Source organism: Nostoc sp., from assembly GCF_036917655.1.
Lineage (GTDB): Bacteria > Cyanobacteriota > Cyanobacteriia > Cyanobacteriales > Nostocaceae > Nostoc.
Genome location: NZ_JBALCY010000015.1, coordinates 1 through 17,580 on the forward strand (window position 1 = coordinate 1; position 17,580 = coordinate 17,580).

The following is a 17,580-nucleotide window of genomic DNA, read 5'->3' on the forward strand; positions in this document are numbered from 1 at the left end:
GTTATGACCAGTCAGGGTAGAGATTTCCTTTCCTGTCTCTAGATCCCACTGTTTCAGGGTGTTGTCCCAAGAAGCAGAAACGGCTGTTTTTCCATCTGGGGCGATCGCTACTGCATTTACAATGTCGTTATGACCAGTCAGGGTAGAGATTTCCTTTCCTGTCTCTAGATCCCACTGTTTCAGGGTGTTGTCCCAAGAAGCAGAAACGGCTGTTTTTCCATCTGGGGCGATCGCTACTGCATTTACCCTGGAGTTATGACCTGTCAGGGTAGAGATTTCCTTTCCTGTCTCTAGATCCCACTGTTTCAGGGTGTTGTCATCAGAACCAGAAACGGCTGTTTTTCCATCTGGGGCGATCGCTACTGCAATTACAAAGGAGTTATGACCAGTCAGGGTAGAGATTTCCTTTCCTGTCTCTAGATCCCACTGTTTCAGGGTCTTGTCATAAGAAGCAGAAACGGCTGTTTTTCCATCTGGGGCGATCGCTACTGCATTTACGCTGGAGTTATGACCAGTCAGGGTAGAGATTTCCTTTCCTGTCTCTAGATCCCACTGTTTCAGGGTGTTGTCCCAAGAAGCAGAAACGGCTGTTTTTCCATCTGGGGCGATCGCTACTGCAATTACAAAGGAGTTATGACCAGTCAAGGTAGAGATTTCCTTTCCTGTCTCTAGATCCCACTGTTTCAGGGTGTTGTCAGATGAAGCAGAAACGGCTGTTTTTCCATCTGGGGCGATCGCTACTGCATTTACAAAGGAGTTATGACCTGTCAGGGTGCGTATTAGGTTTCCCCCTGGAGTAGTTAAGCTGGCTGTAATGGGGCGAAATCGAGGAATTTCACTTTTAGTTTCTACTGCATCTTTCAAAATTTGCTGAATTTCTGGTTGGAAAAAACTCTGCAACCTTCCCCATAATTGTCCTACTAATTGGCTTTGGTCTTGATTCAAAACATGGGCTGATAACCGTAGCGCATCTTGAATTAATTTCAGGATTTTGATTTGTTCGGGGTCTAGTTTCTCATCTTGTTCTAAATTCTCCAATACCTCTGGGTCATCAATCAAAGCATAATCCCTAATTAGGGCTTCTACTCCAAATCGAGGATGTTGGATTTTCAGAGAAATAAAATCAAAATTCGTGAGAGTTTGATAATACTCCTCTACTTCAGCTACCTTCAAGGTACTTTTGGGAAATTTGTCAAGATAAAAAAGTTTATCGTCAAGCTCAAGAAATGCGAATCTAGTAGCAATTTGTCCCATTTTAATTTATCCAATCTTCTTTTTTAAATAAGCATAAATCTTTTTATTAACTTCTTTAAATAACACTCGACCTTCACCTAGTTTGTCTTGCCCTTTGAGAAAATCAAGAAAACTACGATGATAAATACTATAGTAAGTTTTTTGTTCATCTTGATTTACTTTCGGTGTTACATACTCAACCCAATCATTTAACACCGATTTTACCTCATATTCATCCTCATCAAGAATTTCTGCAATCATGTTTAGAGATATTGGCTCACCTCTTTCTACTAAAACATACAGTGTTTTTACCTTCTTTTCATTGGATTCTTTATCCATTCCCATCCGATTCCAATGAGTCGTATAATAGTCCTGAAGACCTTCTGGTAATCCCTTTAAATCTAAATCATTGTATTTACCTTCAGAGATTCCGGGTAATACATATCGCAAATATATAAAATTATTTTCACTCTTGACAGCTATTTCCTGAATAAAATTCTCCTCAGAAATATTGCTGCGCTCATTAATCCAGTTTCTTAGTTTTTGATCATTATTCAAAAATAAATGAAGATACTCTTTAACATCTTCCTGACTCAAGGCTCTATAATCACTCTTTGTTAAATTTAATTCATCTACAGGAGTATCTGGAGACAAAGTTAAACGTTTTGTTTCTTGATTATAAGGTCGTCTAGTCAATAAAAAATAGACTCCATAGGGAAGATTTTGTGGTAAATCTAAAAGATTACTATTTCCTTCTTGTTCTACTTCATCTAGTGCATCAACAACAATGATAAGTTTTTGTCCTTTTAGTTCTTCACTGGCTTTTTGCAGTAAAGTTCTTAAATCAGCGTTGTCTGCATTTTGGAGGGAATAACGCTTAATTAATTGTTGACGAATACTAGCTAAAAACTTTTCTGGTTTGTTGCGTCCTTCTGCAAAAACATTAAAATAACAAGGGTATTTGGTACCCAAAACGTATTTAGCTGCGATCGCACTTTTCCCCATCCCTGCATCTCCAATCACAGTAAAATAGCCCTTGGGTTGAGTTGTGAAGAATTTTTGAATAGCCTTGAAAACAAAATCACGACCGCAAAATAAGCGAGTTTTTTCAAAAATTAAGGCTTTAAACTCTTTGGGATAAACATCTAAATTCCAATCTGGATAAGGCTGATATCGTGAGGCTTTCGTTTGTTTAGCGATTGTAATAAACACTTCACCAAATTCTTCTAATTCACCCAACAAATTGATTTTGGCATTGATGATCTGCGTTTTTAGTTCGCTATTTTGATTAAGAAATCTTTTTGTATTTTCTACGAACTTAGACGGAGTATTATTACTATAAGCATCCCAAAAATAATCTTTAATTACTTTCTCTTTAAACAGGTTTAAAATTGCTTCAGGTTTAAATACACCATACCTTACCAGAGCGTAAACATAAACAGTATCAACATCATCAGGAATTTGGATAGGATTGAGTTTTAATTCCTGTAAAACTTTGATGACAGCTTCGTTTTTTTGAGCTTGTTTAATGATTAGTTGCCCAGCTTGAGGAGCATATTTACTAATAACAGAAGTAATGGCGGCAAATTCTATCATCGTTAATTACCGAAGATTTATTTTTTTATGAGTAGCGTCAGAGCAAATTATACAGTATAGCACTTCTCGTTTACGTGAGGTACACTCGTAGGGGCACGGCACTGCCGTGCCCCTACACCCCGCTATATAATGTTGTACCGCATCTGAATGGGAACCGCTATACATACTGTTGATTAGTAGTATAGATGTAATACTACTTTATTCAAGCAACTGGGATTAGTATTATTGCGATCGCCTCCTCTCCGTCTACCCATAGACGATTATCATTATTATTAAGACTATTTTAAGTATTTTAACTGATTGACAAAAGGCACTTTATCTTAGCCTATCACCGATGGGCTACGCCTACGCATTTGCTATTTCGGCGAACGCATTTGTTATTTCGGCGAACTCATTTGCTATTTCGGCGATCGCATTTGCTATTTCGGCGAACTCATTTGTTATTTCGGCGATCGCATTTGCTATTTCGGCGAACTCATTTGTTATTTCGGCGAACTCATTTGTTATTTCGGCGATCGCATTTGTTATTTCGGCGATCGCATTTGTTGATTTGGCGAACTCATTTGTTATTTCGGCGATCGCATTTGTTGATTTGGCTTATCCATAACGCACCCTACTGGCGTGTCAACAAGTCTGAAATAGCTGATTAACCAGGGTTTTACCCCACCCTAACCCTCCCCTTGTAAAGGGGAGGGAACTAGATTGATTTCCGGTTTCCCCCCTTTACAAGGGGGGATTAAGGGGGGTAATTACTCCTAACTTCTCAAGTTCACGCCGAATTTTTCCACCAAAGCTTCGCGGACTTTATTGTGTACTGGTTCAACTTCAGCCTCAGTCAAAGTGCGATCGCTAGCCCGATAAACTAAACGAAATGCTAAACTTCGCTGTCCTTCGGGGACATTTTCCCCACGATATTCATCAAATAATTCCACTGATTCGAGCAAATCTTTGCCCGCTTTGGTAATTAATTTTTGAATTTCGGAAACTGAGATTTTCACGGGTGCGAAAAAGGCGATGTCGCGATCGCTAGCTGGATAAGTAGAATAGGAACCGAATGTTGGAACGAGAATTTCATCTTGTCCTAGAGAATCTAAAAGCACATCTAGATCCAACTGGAAAACATAAACGGAATCTGGTAAGCCTTTTTCTCGTCGCAATTGGGGATGGAGTTGCCCAAAAATACCCAGCCTGTTACCCCGAATCCACAGAGAAGCGGTGCGCCCTGGATGTAAGCGATCGTCGCGGCGATCGGGTTGAAATTCTACCTCCAAGGCAAGTTGCCGAAATACACTTTCTAAAATGCCTTTGGCTTCAAACCAGGTGATCGGTTGTTCGCGTCCACTTTTTGCCCATTTGCCAAGGGTGCGATCGCCTCCCACAATCCCAGCTAGGGCTTCTGTTTCTTGCAAACCGTCTTCTTCTCGCCAGAAAATTTGCCCGATTTCAAAGCCGTTAAGGGCACCATTACCCTGCTCTAAATTGTATTGAAAGGCATCAATCAACCCAGATAGCAAATCGGTTCGCAGCGCTGAATATTCGACAAATAAGGGGTTTGACAGGACTATATTTCTGTCTTCTCCTGGTTTGACTAAAGAATAGTGGATTAATTCTGTCAACCCTTCAGCCCGCAAGAAAGCTCGTAACTTGCGAATCAGTTCCTCATCTAAAGGCAGATAACCAGCTTCCGCTTTTTCTGGTAACGTATCACAGAATTTATTGTAGCCATAGAGACGGGCAATTTCTTCAATTAAATCAATTTCCCGCTCTAAGTCGCGGTAACGATAGGGTGGAACAGAAACTGACCATGTAGGTTGATGGTTCGTATCTTCTCCTGAAGAAGTCAATTGACATCCCAAAGCAGTCAGGATGCGCTCAACATCTTGTTCTTGGAGTTCTCCTGTGTCCTCTCCCAATTCGATTGGCCCCAATATCTGATTAACTCGGTCTAAACGCAATGCGATCGAACGACTCCAAGTAGACGGTTCGGGGCGGGTGTCGGCAATTTCCTGCTGGACAAGAATTCCACTAGCAAATTCGCTAATTAAGGATAAGGCGCGGCGATTAGCTACTTCCAACTCAGCCCGGTTAACTCCCCGTTCGTATCTGCCAGAAGCCTCACTTCTTAACCCAGCACTCCGGGAAGAACGGCGAATTGCCACGGAATCAAATAAAGCTGCTTCTAAAACTAAACTTTGAGTCCCTTCATGGACTTCCGTTTCTTCTCCACCCATGACTCCCGCCAGTGCAACGGGTTTTTCGTTAGCAGTAATTAACAAATTTTGGGATGCTAGGGTGCGAGTTTGTCCATCCAGGGTTTTGAGGGATTCTCCAGCATTGGCGAAGCGGACGCCAATTGTTAAATTTTCACCACCTGCAACAGATTTTAGGCGATCGCGGTCAAAAGCGTGCAGTGGTTGTCCCCATTCCAACAAAACGTAGTTAGTAATATCCACTACATTACTTATGGGACGTACCCCAGCCGCCCGCAAACGCTGTTGCAACCATTCGGGAGATGGAGCAATTTTGACCTGTTCAATTACCGTACCAATGTATGCAGGACAAGCTTGGGTATCGGCAATTTTTAAAGCTAAGTTTCCTGTACTTTTGTTAATAGAGACTTCACCAGGTTCAGGAATGTTCAACTTTCCACCAGTTAAAGCTGCTACTTCCCTGGCTACGCCTACCATACTCAGAGCATCAGCGCGATTAGCAGTTGCGGTGAGGTCTAAAATCACATCATCTAGACCCAACAACGGACGGACATCACTACCCAATGGTAAATTTTCCTGGGTAAAAATATGAATTCCGTCTATATCAGTGGGCAAACCGAGTTCCTTTAAAGAACAAATCATGCCCTGAGATGCAATACCACGCAGTTTTGCAGGTTTAATTTTTAAATCGATGTTAGGTAAGTAAGTACCCGTAGTTGCTACGGGCACATAGATATCTGCCTTCACATTGGCAGCGCCACAGACAATATTTAAAATCTCATCTGCACCGATATCCACTTGGCAAACACTCAATTTATCGGCGTTGGGATGGGGTTGACGCTCTAGCACTTTCCCGATAACAACGCCATTTGCCCAAGTGCGGCGGTCTTCAATATCTTCTACCTCAAACCCCGCCATTGTCAGGGTTTCGGCTAATTCTTCTGGACTAAGTTTTATCTCTACTAGTTCGCGCAGCCAATTTAGAGAAATACGCATGGAATCTGCTTGTTTTAGGAATCGTCTTTTGCTCTCATTTTAGGGTGCCTACTAGCGATCGATGGCTACTCGTCCCGCAAGGCGTACCCTTTCACTTGAACAATCCTACTACGTTAGACTGGCAGAACAATATACTCCAAAAAAATGAGCTAATTAGGTAGGAGATGCGATCGTAAAGAATAGTAGTGCTAATCCTAAAGCTATAAATGCCAACCCAAAAGCTATAAATGCCAATCCAAAAGCTATAAATGCCAACCCAAAAGCTATAAATGCCAATCCAAAAGTTATAAATGCCAATCCAAAAGCTATAAATGCCAATCCAAAAGTTATAAATGCCAATCCAAAAGCTATAAATGCCAATCCAAAAGCTATAAATGCCAATCCAAAAGTTATAAATGCCCATCCAAAAGCTATAAATGCCAATCCAAAAGCTATAAATGATTCGCTATGAACTTATGCAAAGTTGTACTAAGAATTATTAGAGCCAAGCCAAATAGGATTGTGGTTAGCACGGGTGAACAGTTGGAGGCTGAGTTAATAAAAAGACTCGCATTATGAGCAAAACCCTTTATTCACTACAGACACAATTTTACAGAGAATCGATAGCTAAAAACCTTGTATACCAATACTTTCAGACTTACTTTGCCTAAGTGACAGCTTCGCCCTTATCCACCCAAAATTAGTAGTCCTCAATACTTGACTAATTAAATACTTTGTTTAATTATATAGTAACTAGCAAACAGCATCACCTAATTTTTAGTTTGAAGCATTTATGTTTGCAGTTAATAACAATTTTTAGAGGGGTTTAATCTATCATGATCAATCTGAAGAAATTATGTGTGTCTACCATTTTGGCGGGTACTGCTGTAACTCTGACGACTTTTAAAATTAATTCTGCTCAAGCTGTTGAGCTTTCAAACAACTCATCTCAACAATTCAATCAAATAGCAACTGTTACTGGAAGAGATGATTTTAATCATGATTTAAAATACTTTCAACCAGAAAAAACGCTAGAGTTATATGCAAAAGATAACTACCTGATTGCTCAGGCATTCCCTATAACTCCCAGAAGTTTCTATTTAACCACTACAACAGACCAGAATGGTTTCTTTTCTGTAGCACATGGTTTGCCTAGTACATCCACAATTTTTGGAATGGTAGTAGCCGTACAACATATTAATGGAAATTGGCACACTCTAGAATTCAGTAATTCCGTTGACAATCGGTTTTGGTGGAATACTACAAATGTAGAGGGATTTATGAATTCACCTGACTTTCGGTTTCGTCCTGTAAGAATTATCCTTTTTGTATATCCTTAGAAATGCCGTAGAGCTATATACAGGATAACGATATAACCTGGGCTTGTTTTTTCTCTGTTATCAACAAGCCCAGCTTTTTGCTCTGAGCAATTGATTTAGGACTCCTATATAATGCTGGTAATGAGTAGGGCATAAAAAAAATGTCATCAAAAACTTTCGATATTGCTGACTTATCGGATAATTTAGCTGATTTATTGTTAGATATCCAAAATCATGTTGAAGTGACGCTAACTCGGCAGGGTGTCCCTTGGGCAAGGGTTTTGCCTTTGTCTCAACCCCAAGAACAGCCTGTAGTTCCCAAAGCGGGTTTAAATCGTGGCTCTATGGTAATGAGTGATGATTTTGATGATTTTTTACCAGATTCTTTTTGGGGTTTATGAAGGTTTTATTAGATACTCATATTTTTATTTGGTGGGACAGTGAACCTGAGAAGTTATCACCAAATATTTTAAGTTTGCTACAACCAACGGACACAAAACTATATGTCAGTGTTGTTAGTTTGTGGGAAATATAAATTAAGAGTCAGCTAGGGAAGCTCAGGCTTAGTCAATCCTTAGAAGACATCTACGACAGCCAAAATAAAAATGGGATCTCTTTTTTGTCAGTTATCCCTGCCCATGTTCTAAATTTAAATACTTTACCTCTACATGATAAAGATCCGTTTGACCGAATGCTAATTTCTCAAGCTTTAGTAGAAGGTTTAACGCTGATTTCTATAGGCCAGATATTTAAACTTTATGATGTGCCATTATTTTCTGGTGATTTCGGAATCAGATAATAAATATAATGACTTTCATCGACTGCGGCGCTGTTGCTTGTAGTCATAATCATCTTCGTATTCAATCGTACCAAATAGCTCCAAAATTTTCAGTTGTTTTCGACGTTGCACATACTCTCGTAATGCCTCTTCAACAACGGCATCCTTAGTTGGATGACCACCAAGTTCGAGTAGCTCTCCTTAATTAAGTTTTCGTCAATTTCTACATTAGTAGCCATGTGCAGATTATCGCACAAAGTCATGTGCAGAAAAAAGACTTATTGGAGCGGTTATTTAAAAAAATTCATAACTTATTTAGTAGAGTGTGTTACGGCTTCCGTAACGCACCGAAAATTCTGAAATGGTGCGTTATGCTGACGCGATAACACACCCTACAGCTAGATTAATAGCCATGTGCAAATTCTTCTAATTACGAATTATCTCCCTCACTCTACAAGAGATTTGAGCGCATGTAGTAATTGTTGTTTAGTAAAAGGCTTAGTTAAATAGACATTTGCACCTTGTCGCATTCCCCAAATCCTATCAATTGGCTGATTTTTAGAACTACAAATAATAATTGGTACTTTTTGAGTAACTGGATTTTTTTTAAGTTGACGACAGAATTCAAAACCGCTAATTTCTGGCATTACCACATCAGTAATAATCGCATCCAGACGATGAGTTATTGCCTTACTCATCCCATCTTTGGCATCATAAGCTTTAATTACCGTGTATCCACTGTCTCTTAAAAAGCTATTTATCAACTCCAACTGAGAAGGAGCATCTTCAACAACTAAAACTGTAGCCATATTGATTTATCCTCACTAGCTCAAGATCGTTATATTTGATGGTTAATTTAAGTCAAATGCATGAAGACTGTTTTCAGTAATTCGGCGCGAGTAAACGGTTTAGTTAGATATCCAGATGCCCCTACCAATTTCGCTTTTACTTTGTCTACAATTCCTTTACTACCAGTGACAAAGATGATGGGAGTCTTTTGAAATATTGAATTATTTCGTATAATTCGGCACAACTCATAACCATCTATTCCTAGCATGTTTAAATCCAACAAAATTAAGTCCGGTTTGTGCCTTATAATTGACAAAACGGCTTTTACTGGATCGTTTATAGTCACTACAGAAAAATTTTCATTTTCTAAGAAATGGCTAATTTCTTTGAGAATTGTGGGGCTATCATCTACAGAAACGATTTTGTGGACTTTTTGTACCGTTACAGTAGCAGCCGTTACTCTTTGGGAAGCAGGATTTATGTTATTTGATATTGTTGGTTCCTGAAAGTTTTCTTTGGGAGGAGCAAAAATCTGTGGTAATCGTTCAACAGGAGCTATATTCTCTTCATAAATATCTGGGTAAGAGTTGACGTTACTACTTAGTTTTTCTTTGGTATCAACTAACTCTGTAATTAATTTTGAGAAAAGCGTAGGCGTAGCCCATCGTAGACATCGATCTTCAAATATCTTTGGTAATTTATCAAATGGTGGATCAGGTTCATGCAAGATAATCGCCCCCTTAAGTATGTAAGGGGATAAAATCCGAGCCAGTTGGATTTCATCTAGATTCAAAATTACCGCCAGATGACACAGGCTGAAACCCTTCATCCAATTAGTTAAATCTGGCTGGAGATTTGGTAAATCCTTTTCCTCAAGTTTGCTGTTGATCAATAGATATGGACGTTGATATGGAGAAGAAATTTGGGGAACAAAAGTCTGCCAATTCTGTAATCTTACTTGGCAACGTTCGAGAATTTTTTCTACATCTAGCCTACAAATTTTTGGCATTCTATTAAGTGGTTCTGCTAATTCATAAGTACCTTCTTTGATGAGCAAAAATGATTCAATCACCTCTTTAACTAATTCTTGAACCAGCACTGCTGCTTGTGTAGAATGTAGATGTTGTTGACTAACAAGCCAGGATATCGCCTGATACTCAGGAGGATGGCTTCTCGAATTGCTGTCATCTTCGATTAACTGACTGTGTGAGTCAGGTTCAAACATCAGACGTACTTGAACACGAACCTCATTGGTAAGAAGTGGAATTTGGTAGCTGAGGCGACGCAAATGACGTTCTAGTCGATCAAACGGTTCCACTGAATGGGTAGCGTAAGTTATTTTGCCCTGTTCTAAGTAAATCGACCAAGAAACTGAGTTACTCAATGCTTGTAAACAAGTACTGTCGGAGCAATTGGATAACTGTCTTAACAAACTTAGAGGACGTAGTTTGGTGAAGGCACCTGAATTATTCATATTTTTCAAGTTTTTTGCGGAATAAACAACCGAACATTTGTAGATTGAAAATATGAGCTATGAAGTATTCTCTTCTTTGTAATATTTCTCTACGCACAAATTATTTGTTTTAAAATATGTATATTATAAATTATAAGTTTTATGACTCATTTGTTACATTTAGCACGCTCTACTTAATTTATCTCAAAAAACAAGTAAGTGGGTTTGAATAAAGGTAAACACTTATGATCGCTAGACTATCAGTAGATGTTGGTTACTTCTGGATTTTACTCACTACTGACAACTCTTGCTGGAATATCCTAATAATGACGTTTATTTATGCCCAGTCACTTAAAGAGGCAAATTTGATTCAAAGTTCGCGCAGTTACACTGGTATACTTCTAAAGCTAACGCTCTTAATTATGGTTAATCACTTTTCTATAAAGGAACGATTTTCCTACATAAAATCTTTAAAAAGTTATCTAGGAAAGTTTACGTATTTATTGTACTGTAGGTTTAAGGGATATAAATTTTTGGTAGATACATTACAACAGGTAATGCTGGGTTTTGATAAACTCTTTTTTGCTAAACGAAGCTGTACTCAAGTTCTTCTTAAAATATATAGTGAACTTCATGAAAATAATTTGTTTAATAAAGATTAGAGCATCTACCACTAGATACTATATTCTATAGTCGTCTCGGCAACTGGAATTATATACTCTGAGAAAAGGGAAATAAAGCTTTGAATTTTAACATAACACAAAAAGTTATGCATGATACATTAAGACTTGATGAAGTAGTAGAATTTGCTGAGAACCCAGAACCCCGTTGTCCTTGTGTGCTCTTGCTAGACACATCTGGCTCGATGCAAGGAGATCCGATTGAGGCTTTAAATCAGGGTTTACTAAGTTTAAAGGATGAATTAGTAAAAAATTCCTTAGCCGCAAGACGGGTGGAAGTGGCGATCGTAACTTTTGATAGTAATATCAATGTAGTACAAGACTTTGTGACTGCCGATCAATTCAATCCGCCTATTTTGACAGCACAGGGCTTGACTACAATGGGTGCAGGAATTCATAAAGCTTTAGACATAATTCAAGAGCGGAAATCTCAGTATCGTACCAATGGTATTGCTTACTATCGTCCTTGGGTATTCATGATTACCGATGGAGAACCACAAGGCGAGTTAGAGCATGTGGTAGAGCAAGCAGCCCAGCGCTTACAGGGAGATGAAGCAAACAAGCGTGTAGCCTTTTTTACAGTGGGTGTAGAAAATGCGAATATGACCCGTTTGAATCAAATAACTGTGCGTACCCCTCTGAAGCTCAAAGGATTAAATTTTATTGAGATGTTTGTCTGGCTGTCAACTAGTATGTCAGCTGTTTCCCATTCGCAGGTGGATGAACAGGTAGCACTACCGCCGATTGGTTGGGGGACTGTTTAATTAAAGATCGCAGCTTGATGTTTACACAGCTAGCTGTTGGAAAAAAATCTATGAACATATCAAAACAGATTGCTCAATGGCGGATTGTGGCTGCGTCTGTATGTGGTACAAGTCACTTAAAAAACAAGCAGTTATGTCAGGATGCCCATCACTGGCAGATATTGTCAGATAATGTTTTAGTGGCGGCCGCAGCAGATGGCGCGGGTTCTGCTAGTCTTGGAAAGGTGGGAGCGATGGTTGCTGTGGAGACAGCAATAGAATACATTTCCACCAAAGGACTCACCCGAAAAATTTTGACTGATGATGCCTATGTGCGATCGCTCTTAAATGATGCCATGCTAGCTGCTAAAAAAGCTGTGGAGGATGAGGCGGCTACTTGTGACAAACAACCTCAAGATTTAGCAACTACCTTAATTATGATGGTTGCCACACCAGAAGTTGTAGCTGTGACACAGATAGGTGATGGTTTGGCAGTGGCAAAAGATGGCATGGGCAACCTCCTGGCACTGACTATGCCTGATAGCGGCGAATACATTAACGAAACCACTTTTTTAACTTCGCCTAATGCCTTAGATACAGCGCAGATGAGATTATGGCGCACAGAAATAGTAAATGTTGGTATCATCACCGACGGACTACAAATGCTGGCTTTGAATATGGTTGTTGGCGAACCTCACAAACCCTTCTTTTTTCCACTGTTTGAATTCGTAGCCAATACAGAGGATAAGACAGAAGCAAAGGAACAGTTGGTAAAATTTTTACGCTCAGAGCGAATTACGCAACGCACTGATGATGATTTGACACTCATTATCGCTGCCTTCAACGACTCATGAGCAATAAATCTACAGGTTTCACATCTTAAATAACTCCCGTTAGCGGTAATTTCATTATGCAGGTACTACGTTGTTCCCCTAGAAAAGAAATCCTCAGCCTCAATGTCAGTTTGGGGCGTGGCGGTGAAGCTTGTGTTTATGCAGTGCCATCCGATAACAACTTGGTGGCGAAGATTTACCACAAGCCAACGACTGCCCATGCTGATAAACTCCAGGCGATGCTTGCCAACCCGCCAGAAAACCCTACGGCGAGTTTGGGGCATATCTCTATCGCTTGGCCAGAGGATTTATTACGGGCGGCAGATGGCAAAAATAGCATCCTTGGCTTTTTGATGCCACGGATTCAGGGAATGCGGCCAATTATCGACTTTTACAACCCCAGAACCCGTCGCCAACACTGCCCGCTATTCAACTATCAGTACCTGCTCCGCACGGCTCGTAACCTGGCGGCAGCTTTTGCAGCTTTGCACGCTAGTGGATATTGTATTGGTGATGTGAACGAGTCAAATATCCTCGTCAGTGACACAGCACTGGTGACTTTAATAGACACAGACTCTTTCCAAGTACTCGACCCCAACAACAATGTTGTTTATCGCTGCCCAGTAGGTAAACCAGAGTTTACCCCACCAGAACTACAGAATAAAACTTTTGCCCAGCACGATCGCGAAATCTCTCACGATTTATTTGGGTTAGCGGTGCTGGTATTTCAACTCTTAATGGAAGGCACCCACCCATTTTCGGGGATTTTTCAAGGCGCTATTGAGCCACCACCCTACGAAGCCCGCATTGCAGCGGGTCATTTCACTTACAGCCAAAAGCGGCACGTACCCTACCTGCCTACACCTATTGCACCCCCTTGGGAAATTCTCCATCCCAGCTTACAGGAACTATTTGTCCGTTGTTTTGAAGAGGGTCACAACAACCCACTGCTGCGCCCCACTGCCCAAACTTGGCTCTCAGCAATAGCTGAAGCCGAAGATTCCCTGATTACCTGCACGACAAATCCCCAGCATCGCTACAACAACCACATGCGTAGCTGTCCGTGGTGTGAACGTACCGTGCGATTAGGCGGACGCGACCCCTTCCCATCACATCGGGCTATAGAAGCTAGAGAACATTTACAACCACGAATCAAACCGAAAAAGCACTACACCCAGACACCGCATTTTCCACAGCGAGCCATGTCATCGCACCTAGCGAATTATTGGCAGCCAGTAATTACCCCAAGCGGTTCATCTTATAAACCTTCTAAGAAGTCAAAATTATACCCAGTTATTTTTTGCTTGTTGGGTTTTGGTTTATTGGGATATGCGGACGTAATGATTAAATTTACTCAGCCGTTGGTTTCTCAAAATGCTTACACCCAACAAGCATTGCAGTCTCGCCAGACAAATAACAAACTTAGCTTCGCTGATTACTATCAGCAAGGTTATAGTGCTTACAAAGACCGAGACTATGACAAAGCAATTGTCAACTTTAGCCAAGCAATTCAACAACAACCTACATATACCACAGCTATTGTAAATCGTGGCAATGCCCGTTATAACCTGAAAGACTACGAAGGAGCAGTTGCAGATTATAGCCAAGCTCTCCAAATCAAGCCCAATCAAATCAAAGCTCTTGTAAATCGGGGCAATGCCCGCTATATGCTCGCCGAATATAGCAACGATCCTGATACAGAATATAATCTAGCGATCACCGACTATAATCGGGCCATTGGTCTGGATAATAATGAAATTGAAGCTTATATCAGACGGGGGATTGTCCGCGCCCAAATGGCTAAATACAGCGGTGAATCTCAACAAGCTTACAAAAGAGCGATCACAGATTTTACTCAAGCGATAAAACTTAATGTATCCAAAGCAGAAGCTTACTTTCAGCGGGGTGTTGTCTATTATCAAATTGCTCAATATAGCAGCAATTATCAGCAAGAATATAACCAAGCGATCGCTGACTTTAACCAAGCATTAACTATTAGCCCCAAACTAGCAAAAGCATATCTCAAACGAGGTATGGTTCGCTATGAGCTGGCACAATATGGTGGTAGTGAATCTAACAAAAACCAGACGAAAGCTGTCGAAGATATACAGGCATCTGCCAAAATATTTCTTGAGCAAGATGATATGGATAATTATCAGCAAGCACTCAGTAACATGTGTGTAGTCGTAGAAAACAAATGTGATCCTTTATTCCAAGGAGGCTCAAGTAATCCGGAAAAAACTAACTAAGAGGATGTTTATAAAGTCTAATTTATTACTCGCGTGGGCGACTCGAAATCGCAGCTACACAGAGAAAACTTGCCCTTGAATTTGTATTAGTCCAACTCCGTGGACTAAGCTTTGTGTAGTAGCGAATTATATTCGCCCAATACTTTTAAAACATCCTCTAAAGATAAGTAAGTTTTGTTACTGACATATTATTGGTTTTGATTGATAAAATCAGGCCTGACTAGGGTTAGCTACCGCTAATCCTAGTTATTTTATGCTTGATACTTTTATTTAATTAAGTAATTTATTCTCATGTTTATAGATATTCATAGAGCTTTTATATAGAAAAGATTTTAATTTATATTTCCTTCATAATTTTGCCGAAAATTACAGTTAGATTGTTGACGGAGAAAAACAAAATAGAAATAAATTTTTCTCTATCTAAGTGCATCCTCTTCATCTCGATAAAGTCAAATAATAATATCCCTACAAATCTCCGAGGTAATTGCATGAAAGCGGTGATTTTGGCTGGAGGGCTTGGTACACGCCTCAGTGAAGAAACTAGTATCAGACCCAAGCCGATGGTTGAGATTGGTGGTAAGCCAATTCTCTGGCACATAATGAAAACTTACTCTGCCCACGGCATAAATGATTTCATCATTTGTTGTGGTTACAAAGGTTACATAATTAAAGAGTATTTTGCTAACTACTTCTTACACATGTCAGATGTTACCTTTGACATGCGATTTAACCAGATGAACGTGCATTCTGGTTATGCTGAACCCTGGCGTGTCACTTTAGTAAATACGGGTGATAATACAATGACAGGCGGACGCTTAAAGCGAATCAGCGAACATCTTGGTAATGAAACTTTTTGCTTCACCTATGGTGATGGTGTAAGTGATATTAATATCACAGAGCTAGTTAACTTTCATAAACAACAAAATACCTTAGGAACACTCACAGCCGTTCAACCAGCCGGACGTTTTGGAGCCATTTCCTTAGGATATGAGCAAACTAAAATCACCAACTTTCGAGAGAAACCTGAAGGTGATGGAGCATGGATTAATGGCGGTTATTTTGTGCTAGAACCAGAAGTAATCAATTTGATTGCTGATGACTCTACGGTGTGGGAGCAAGAGCCATTAGAAAAGCTAGCTGATATGGAACAGCTGTCTGCTTTCAAACATCAGGGTTTTTGGCAACCGATGGACACTTTACGTGATAAAAACTATCTAGAGGGGCTATGGAATAATAGTCAGGCTCCTTGGAAAGCTTGGTAGAAAGAGAGTTATGAGTTATGAATTAGGAGTTATGAGTTATTAATTGCATTTAACTCCTCACTCCTAACTTATAACTCCACACTCTTAACTTTTCACTTTTCGATTTTATAGATTTACTGTAATTTCAAGTACAATAATACTAATGTATGATTTTGCAATTATAGGTGGGGGAATAGTTGGACTCTCGACAGCGTTGGCTTTAGGAAAACGCTATCCCAATGCCCGGATTTTAGTACTCGAAAAAGAGAGCCAATGGGCATTTCACCAAACCGGCAATAATAGTGGGGTGATTCATTCTGGTATTTACTACAAGCCAGGGAGTTTCAAAGCTAAATTTTGTCGTGACGGTTCTCGCTCAATGGTAGAATTCTGTCAAGAGCATGGAATTGACCATGAAGTTTGTGGTAAGGTAATTGTTGCAACTGAAGAACAAGAGCTACCACGCTTAGAAAATCTCTACAAACGCGGCTTAGACAATGGCATAGGAGTCCAGAGAATCAGCCCCGAAGAAGTCAAGGAAATTGAGCCTCATGTAAGATGTGTAGGTGGAATTCGGGTATTATCAACTGGTATTGTTAATTACAAGCAAGTTTGTTTGAAATATGCCCAGCTAATTCAACAGCAGGGTGGGGATTTACACCTCAATACAAAAGTTCTGAAAATCTCCCCAAGTGGTAAAAATCAGGTACTGGAAACAAACAACGGTAGCTTTGAAACACGCTTTGTAATTAATTGTACTGGATTGCATAGCGATCGCACTGCCAAATTAGGTCAAGTTGAACCCCAAGCAAAAATTGTCCCATTTCGGGGAGAATACTACGAACTCACACCAGAAAAACGCTATCTGGTCAAGACACTAATCTACCCAGTTCCCAATCCAGATTTTCCCTTCTTGGGTGTCCACTTTACCCGGATGATTGATGGTAGCGTCCATGCAGGGCCAAACGCGGTTCTCAGTCTCAAACGCGAAGGTTACAAAAAAACCGACTTTGACCTGCGAGATTTTGTTGAGGTCATCACCTATCCCGGTTTTTGGAAGTTAGCAGCAAAACACGCTGATGAGGGCATCCAAGAAATCATTCGTTCCTTTAGTAAAGCAGCCTTCACCAGAAGTTTGCAAAAACTAATTCCCGAAGTCCAAGCAAAAGACTTAGTTCCCACCCATGCAGGAGTCCGCGCTCAAGCCTTAATGAACGATGGCAAGCTTGTAGACGACTTTTTGATTGTTTCCGGTCAAAACTCCATTCATGTTTGCAATGCTCCTTCTCCTGCTGCCACATCTTCTTTAGAAATTGGCAAAGCGCTAGTCACTCAAATTCCCCAACCCTCGCATTTAGATAATGTAGTAACTGCATAGATAGCATAGTTATTACTTCCGGGGCTGCTGAATTAAGGGATGAATCTTATGGGGTGGGCAACATGAGCGCCCGGAAATACAAAGATTGCCCATCCCACAAGAA

At 40.2% G+C, this 17,580-nt stretch carries 15 protein-coding genes; 9 read left to right on the plus strand and 6 right to left on the minus strand.

What is annotated here, in order from left to right:
- The coding region (locus V7K30_RS08860; RefSeq protein ID WP_334998720.1) for a WD40 repeat domain-containing protein at positions 1 to 1,254 on the minus strand (1,254 nt) is incomplete at its 3' end.
- Between the two features lie 6 nt (positions 1,255 to 1,260).
- Positions 1,261 to 2,829 (minus strand): P-loop NTPase fold protein, encoded by a 1,569-nt coding sequence (locus V7K30_RS08865; RefSeq protein ID WP_334998721.1) that lies wholly within the window; start codon positions 2,827 to 2,829, stop codon positions 1,261 to 1,263.
- Between the two features lie 334 nt (positions 2,830 to 3,163).
- Between V7K30_RS08865 and V7K30_RS08870 the strand changes: the two genes are divergently transcribed.
- Positions 3,164 to 3,436, plus strand: a complete 273-nt coding sequence (locus V7K30_RS08870; protein WP_334998722.1) for a hypothetical protein — start codon at positions 3,164 to 3,166, stop codon at positions 3,434 to 3,436.
- Between the two features lie 148 nt (positions 3,437 to 3,584).
- Here V7K30_RS08870 and pheT read toward each other — a convergent pair whose 3' ends face one another.
- Together pheT and V7K30_RS08880 are read right to left on the minus strand one after the other, a co-directional pair.
- On the minus strand, positions 3,585 to 6,035 hold the full coding sequence (gene pheT, locus V7K30_RS08875; RefSeq protein WP_334998723.1) for a phenylalanine--tRNA ligase subunit beta: 2,451 nt from the start codon (positions 6,033 to 6,035) through the stop codon (positions 3,585 to 3,587).
- 153 nt (positions 6,036 to 6,188) lie between these two features.
- Positions 6,189 to 6,458, minus strand: a complete 270-nt coding sequence (locus tag V7K30_RS08880) for a hypothetical protein (protein WP_334998724.1) — start codon at positions 6,456 to 6,458, stop codon at positions 6,189 to 6,191.
- Between the two features lie 416 nt (positions 6,459 to 6,874).
- Here V7K30_RS08880 and V7K30_RS08885 point away from each other — a divergent pair, with 416 nt between their 5' ends.
- The 3 genes from V7K30_RS08885 (at position 6,875) to V7K30_RS08895 (ending at position 8,132) form a co-directional block, all read left to right on the plus strand.
- Complete coding sequence (locus tag V7K30_RS08885; RefSeq protein ID WP_334998725.1) at positions 6,875 to 7,354, plus strand: hypothetical protein; 480 nt, start codon at positions 6,875 to 6,877, stop codon at positions 7,352 to 7,354.
- Between the two features lie 140 nt (positions 7,355 to 7,494).
- Positions 7,495 to 7,734, plus strand: a complete 240-nt coding sequence (locus V7K30_RS08890; protein WP_334998726.1) for a type II toxin-antitoxin system Phd/YefM family antitoxin — start codon at positions 7,495 to 7,497, stop codon at positions 7,732 to 7,734.
- A 218-nt stretch (positions 7,735 to 7,952) separates the two neighbouring features.
- A complete protein-coding gene (locus V7K30_RS08895; RefSeq protein ID WP_334998727.1) occupies positions 7,953 to 8,132 on the plus strand; it encodes a hypothetical protein in 180 nt (59 codons plus the stop codon).
- Between the two features lie 425 nt (positions 8,133 to 8,557).
- Here V7K30_RS08895 and V7K30_RS08900 read toward each other — a convergent pair whose 3' ends face one another.
- Complete coding sequence (locus V7K30_RS08900; protein WP_334998728.1) at positions 8,558 to 8,920, minus strand: response regulator transcription factor; 363 nt, start codon at positions 8,918 to 8,920, stop codon at positions 8,558 to 8,560.
- Positions 8,921 to 8,967: 47 nt separating this feature from the next.
- Entirely contained in the window at positions 8,968 to 10,374 is a 1,407-nt protein-coding gene (locus V7K30_RS08905) for a response regulator (protein WP_334998729.1), read from the minus strand.
- Positions 10,375 to 11,122: 748 nt separating this feature from the next.
- On the opposite strand from V7K30_RS08905, the gene V7K30_RS08910 reads away from it, so the two are divergent.
- From V7K30_RS08910 to lhgO, 5 genes are all read left to right on the plus strand, one after another.
- Positions 11,123 to 11,797 carry a vWA domain-containing protein gene (locus tag V7K30_RS08910; protein WP_334998730.1) on the plus strand — a complete coding sequence of 225 codons (675 nt, stop codon included), beginning with the start codon at positions 11,123 to 11,125 and terminating at the stop codon, positions 11,795 to 11,797.
- A 50-nt stretch (positions 11,798 to 11,847) separates the two neighbouring features.
- Complete coding sequence (locus tag V7K30_RS08915; RefSeq protein WP_334998731.1) at positions 11,848 to 12,630, plus strand: PP2C family serine/threonine-protein phosphatase; 783 nt, start codon at positions 11,848 to 11,850, stop codon at positions 12,628 to 12,630.
- A 56-nt stretch (positions 12,631 to 12,686) separates the two neighbouring features.
- On the plus strand, positions 12,687 to 14,858 hold the full coding sequence (locus tag V7K30_RS08920) for a tetratricopeptide repeat protein (protein WP_334998732.1): 2,172 nt from the start codon (positions 12,687 to 12,689) through the stop codon (positions 14,856 to 14,858).
- Between the two features lie 488 nt (positions 14,859 to 15,346).
- A complete protein-coding gene (rfbF, locus tag V7K30_RS08925) occupies positions 15,347 to 16,120 on the plus strand; it encodes a glucose-1-phosphate cytidylyltransferase (protein ID WP_334998733.1) in 774 nt (257 codons plus the stop codon).
- A 142-nt stretch (positions 16,121 to 16,262) separates the two neighbouring features.
- The gene (gene lhgO, locus V7K30_RS08930; protein WP_334998734.1) at positions 16,263 to 17,477 is read left to right on the plus strand and encodes an L-2-hydroxyglutarate oxidase; all 1,215 of its coding nucleotides are present in this window, start codon (positions 16,263 to 16,265) and stop codon (positions 17,475 to 17,477) included.
- Positions 17,478 to 17,580 lie beyond the last annotated feature (103 nt).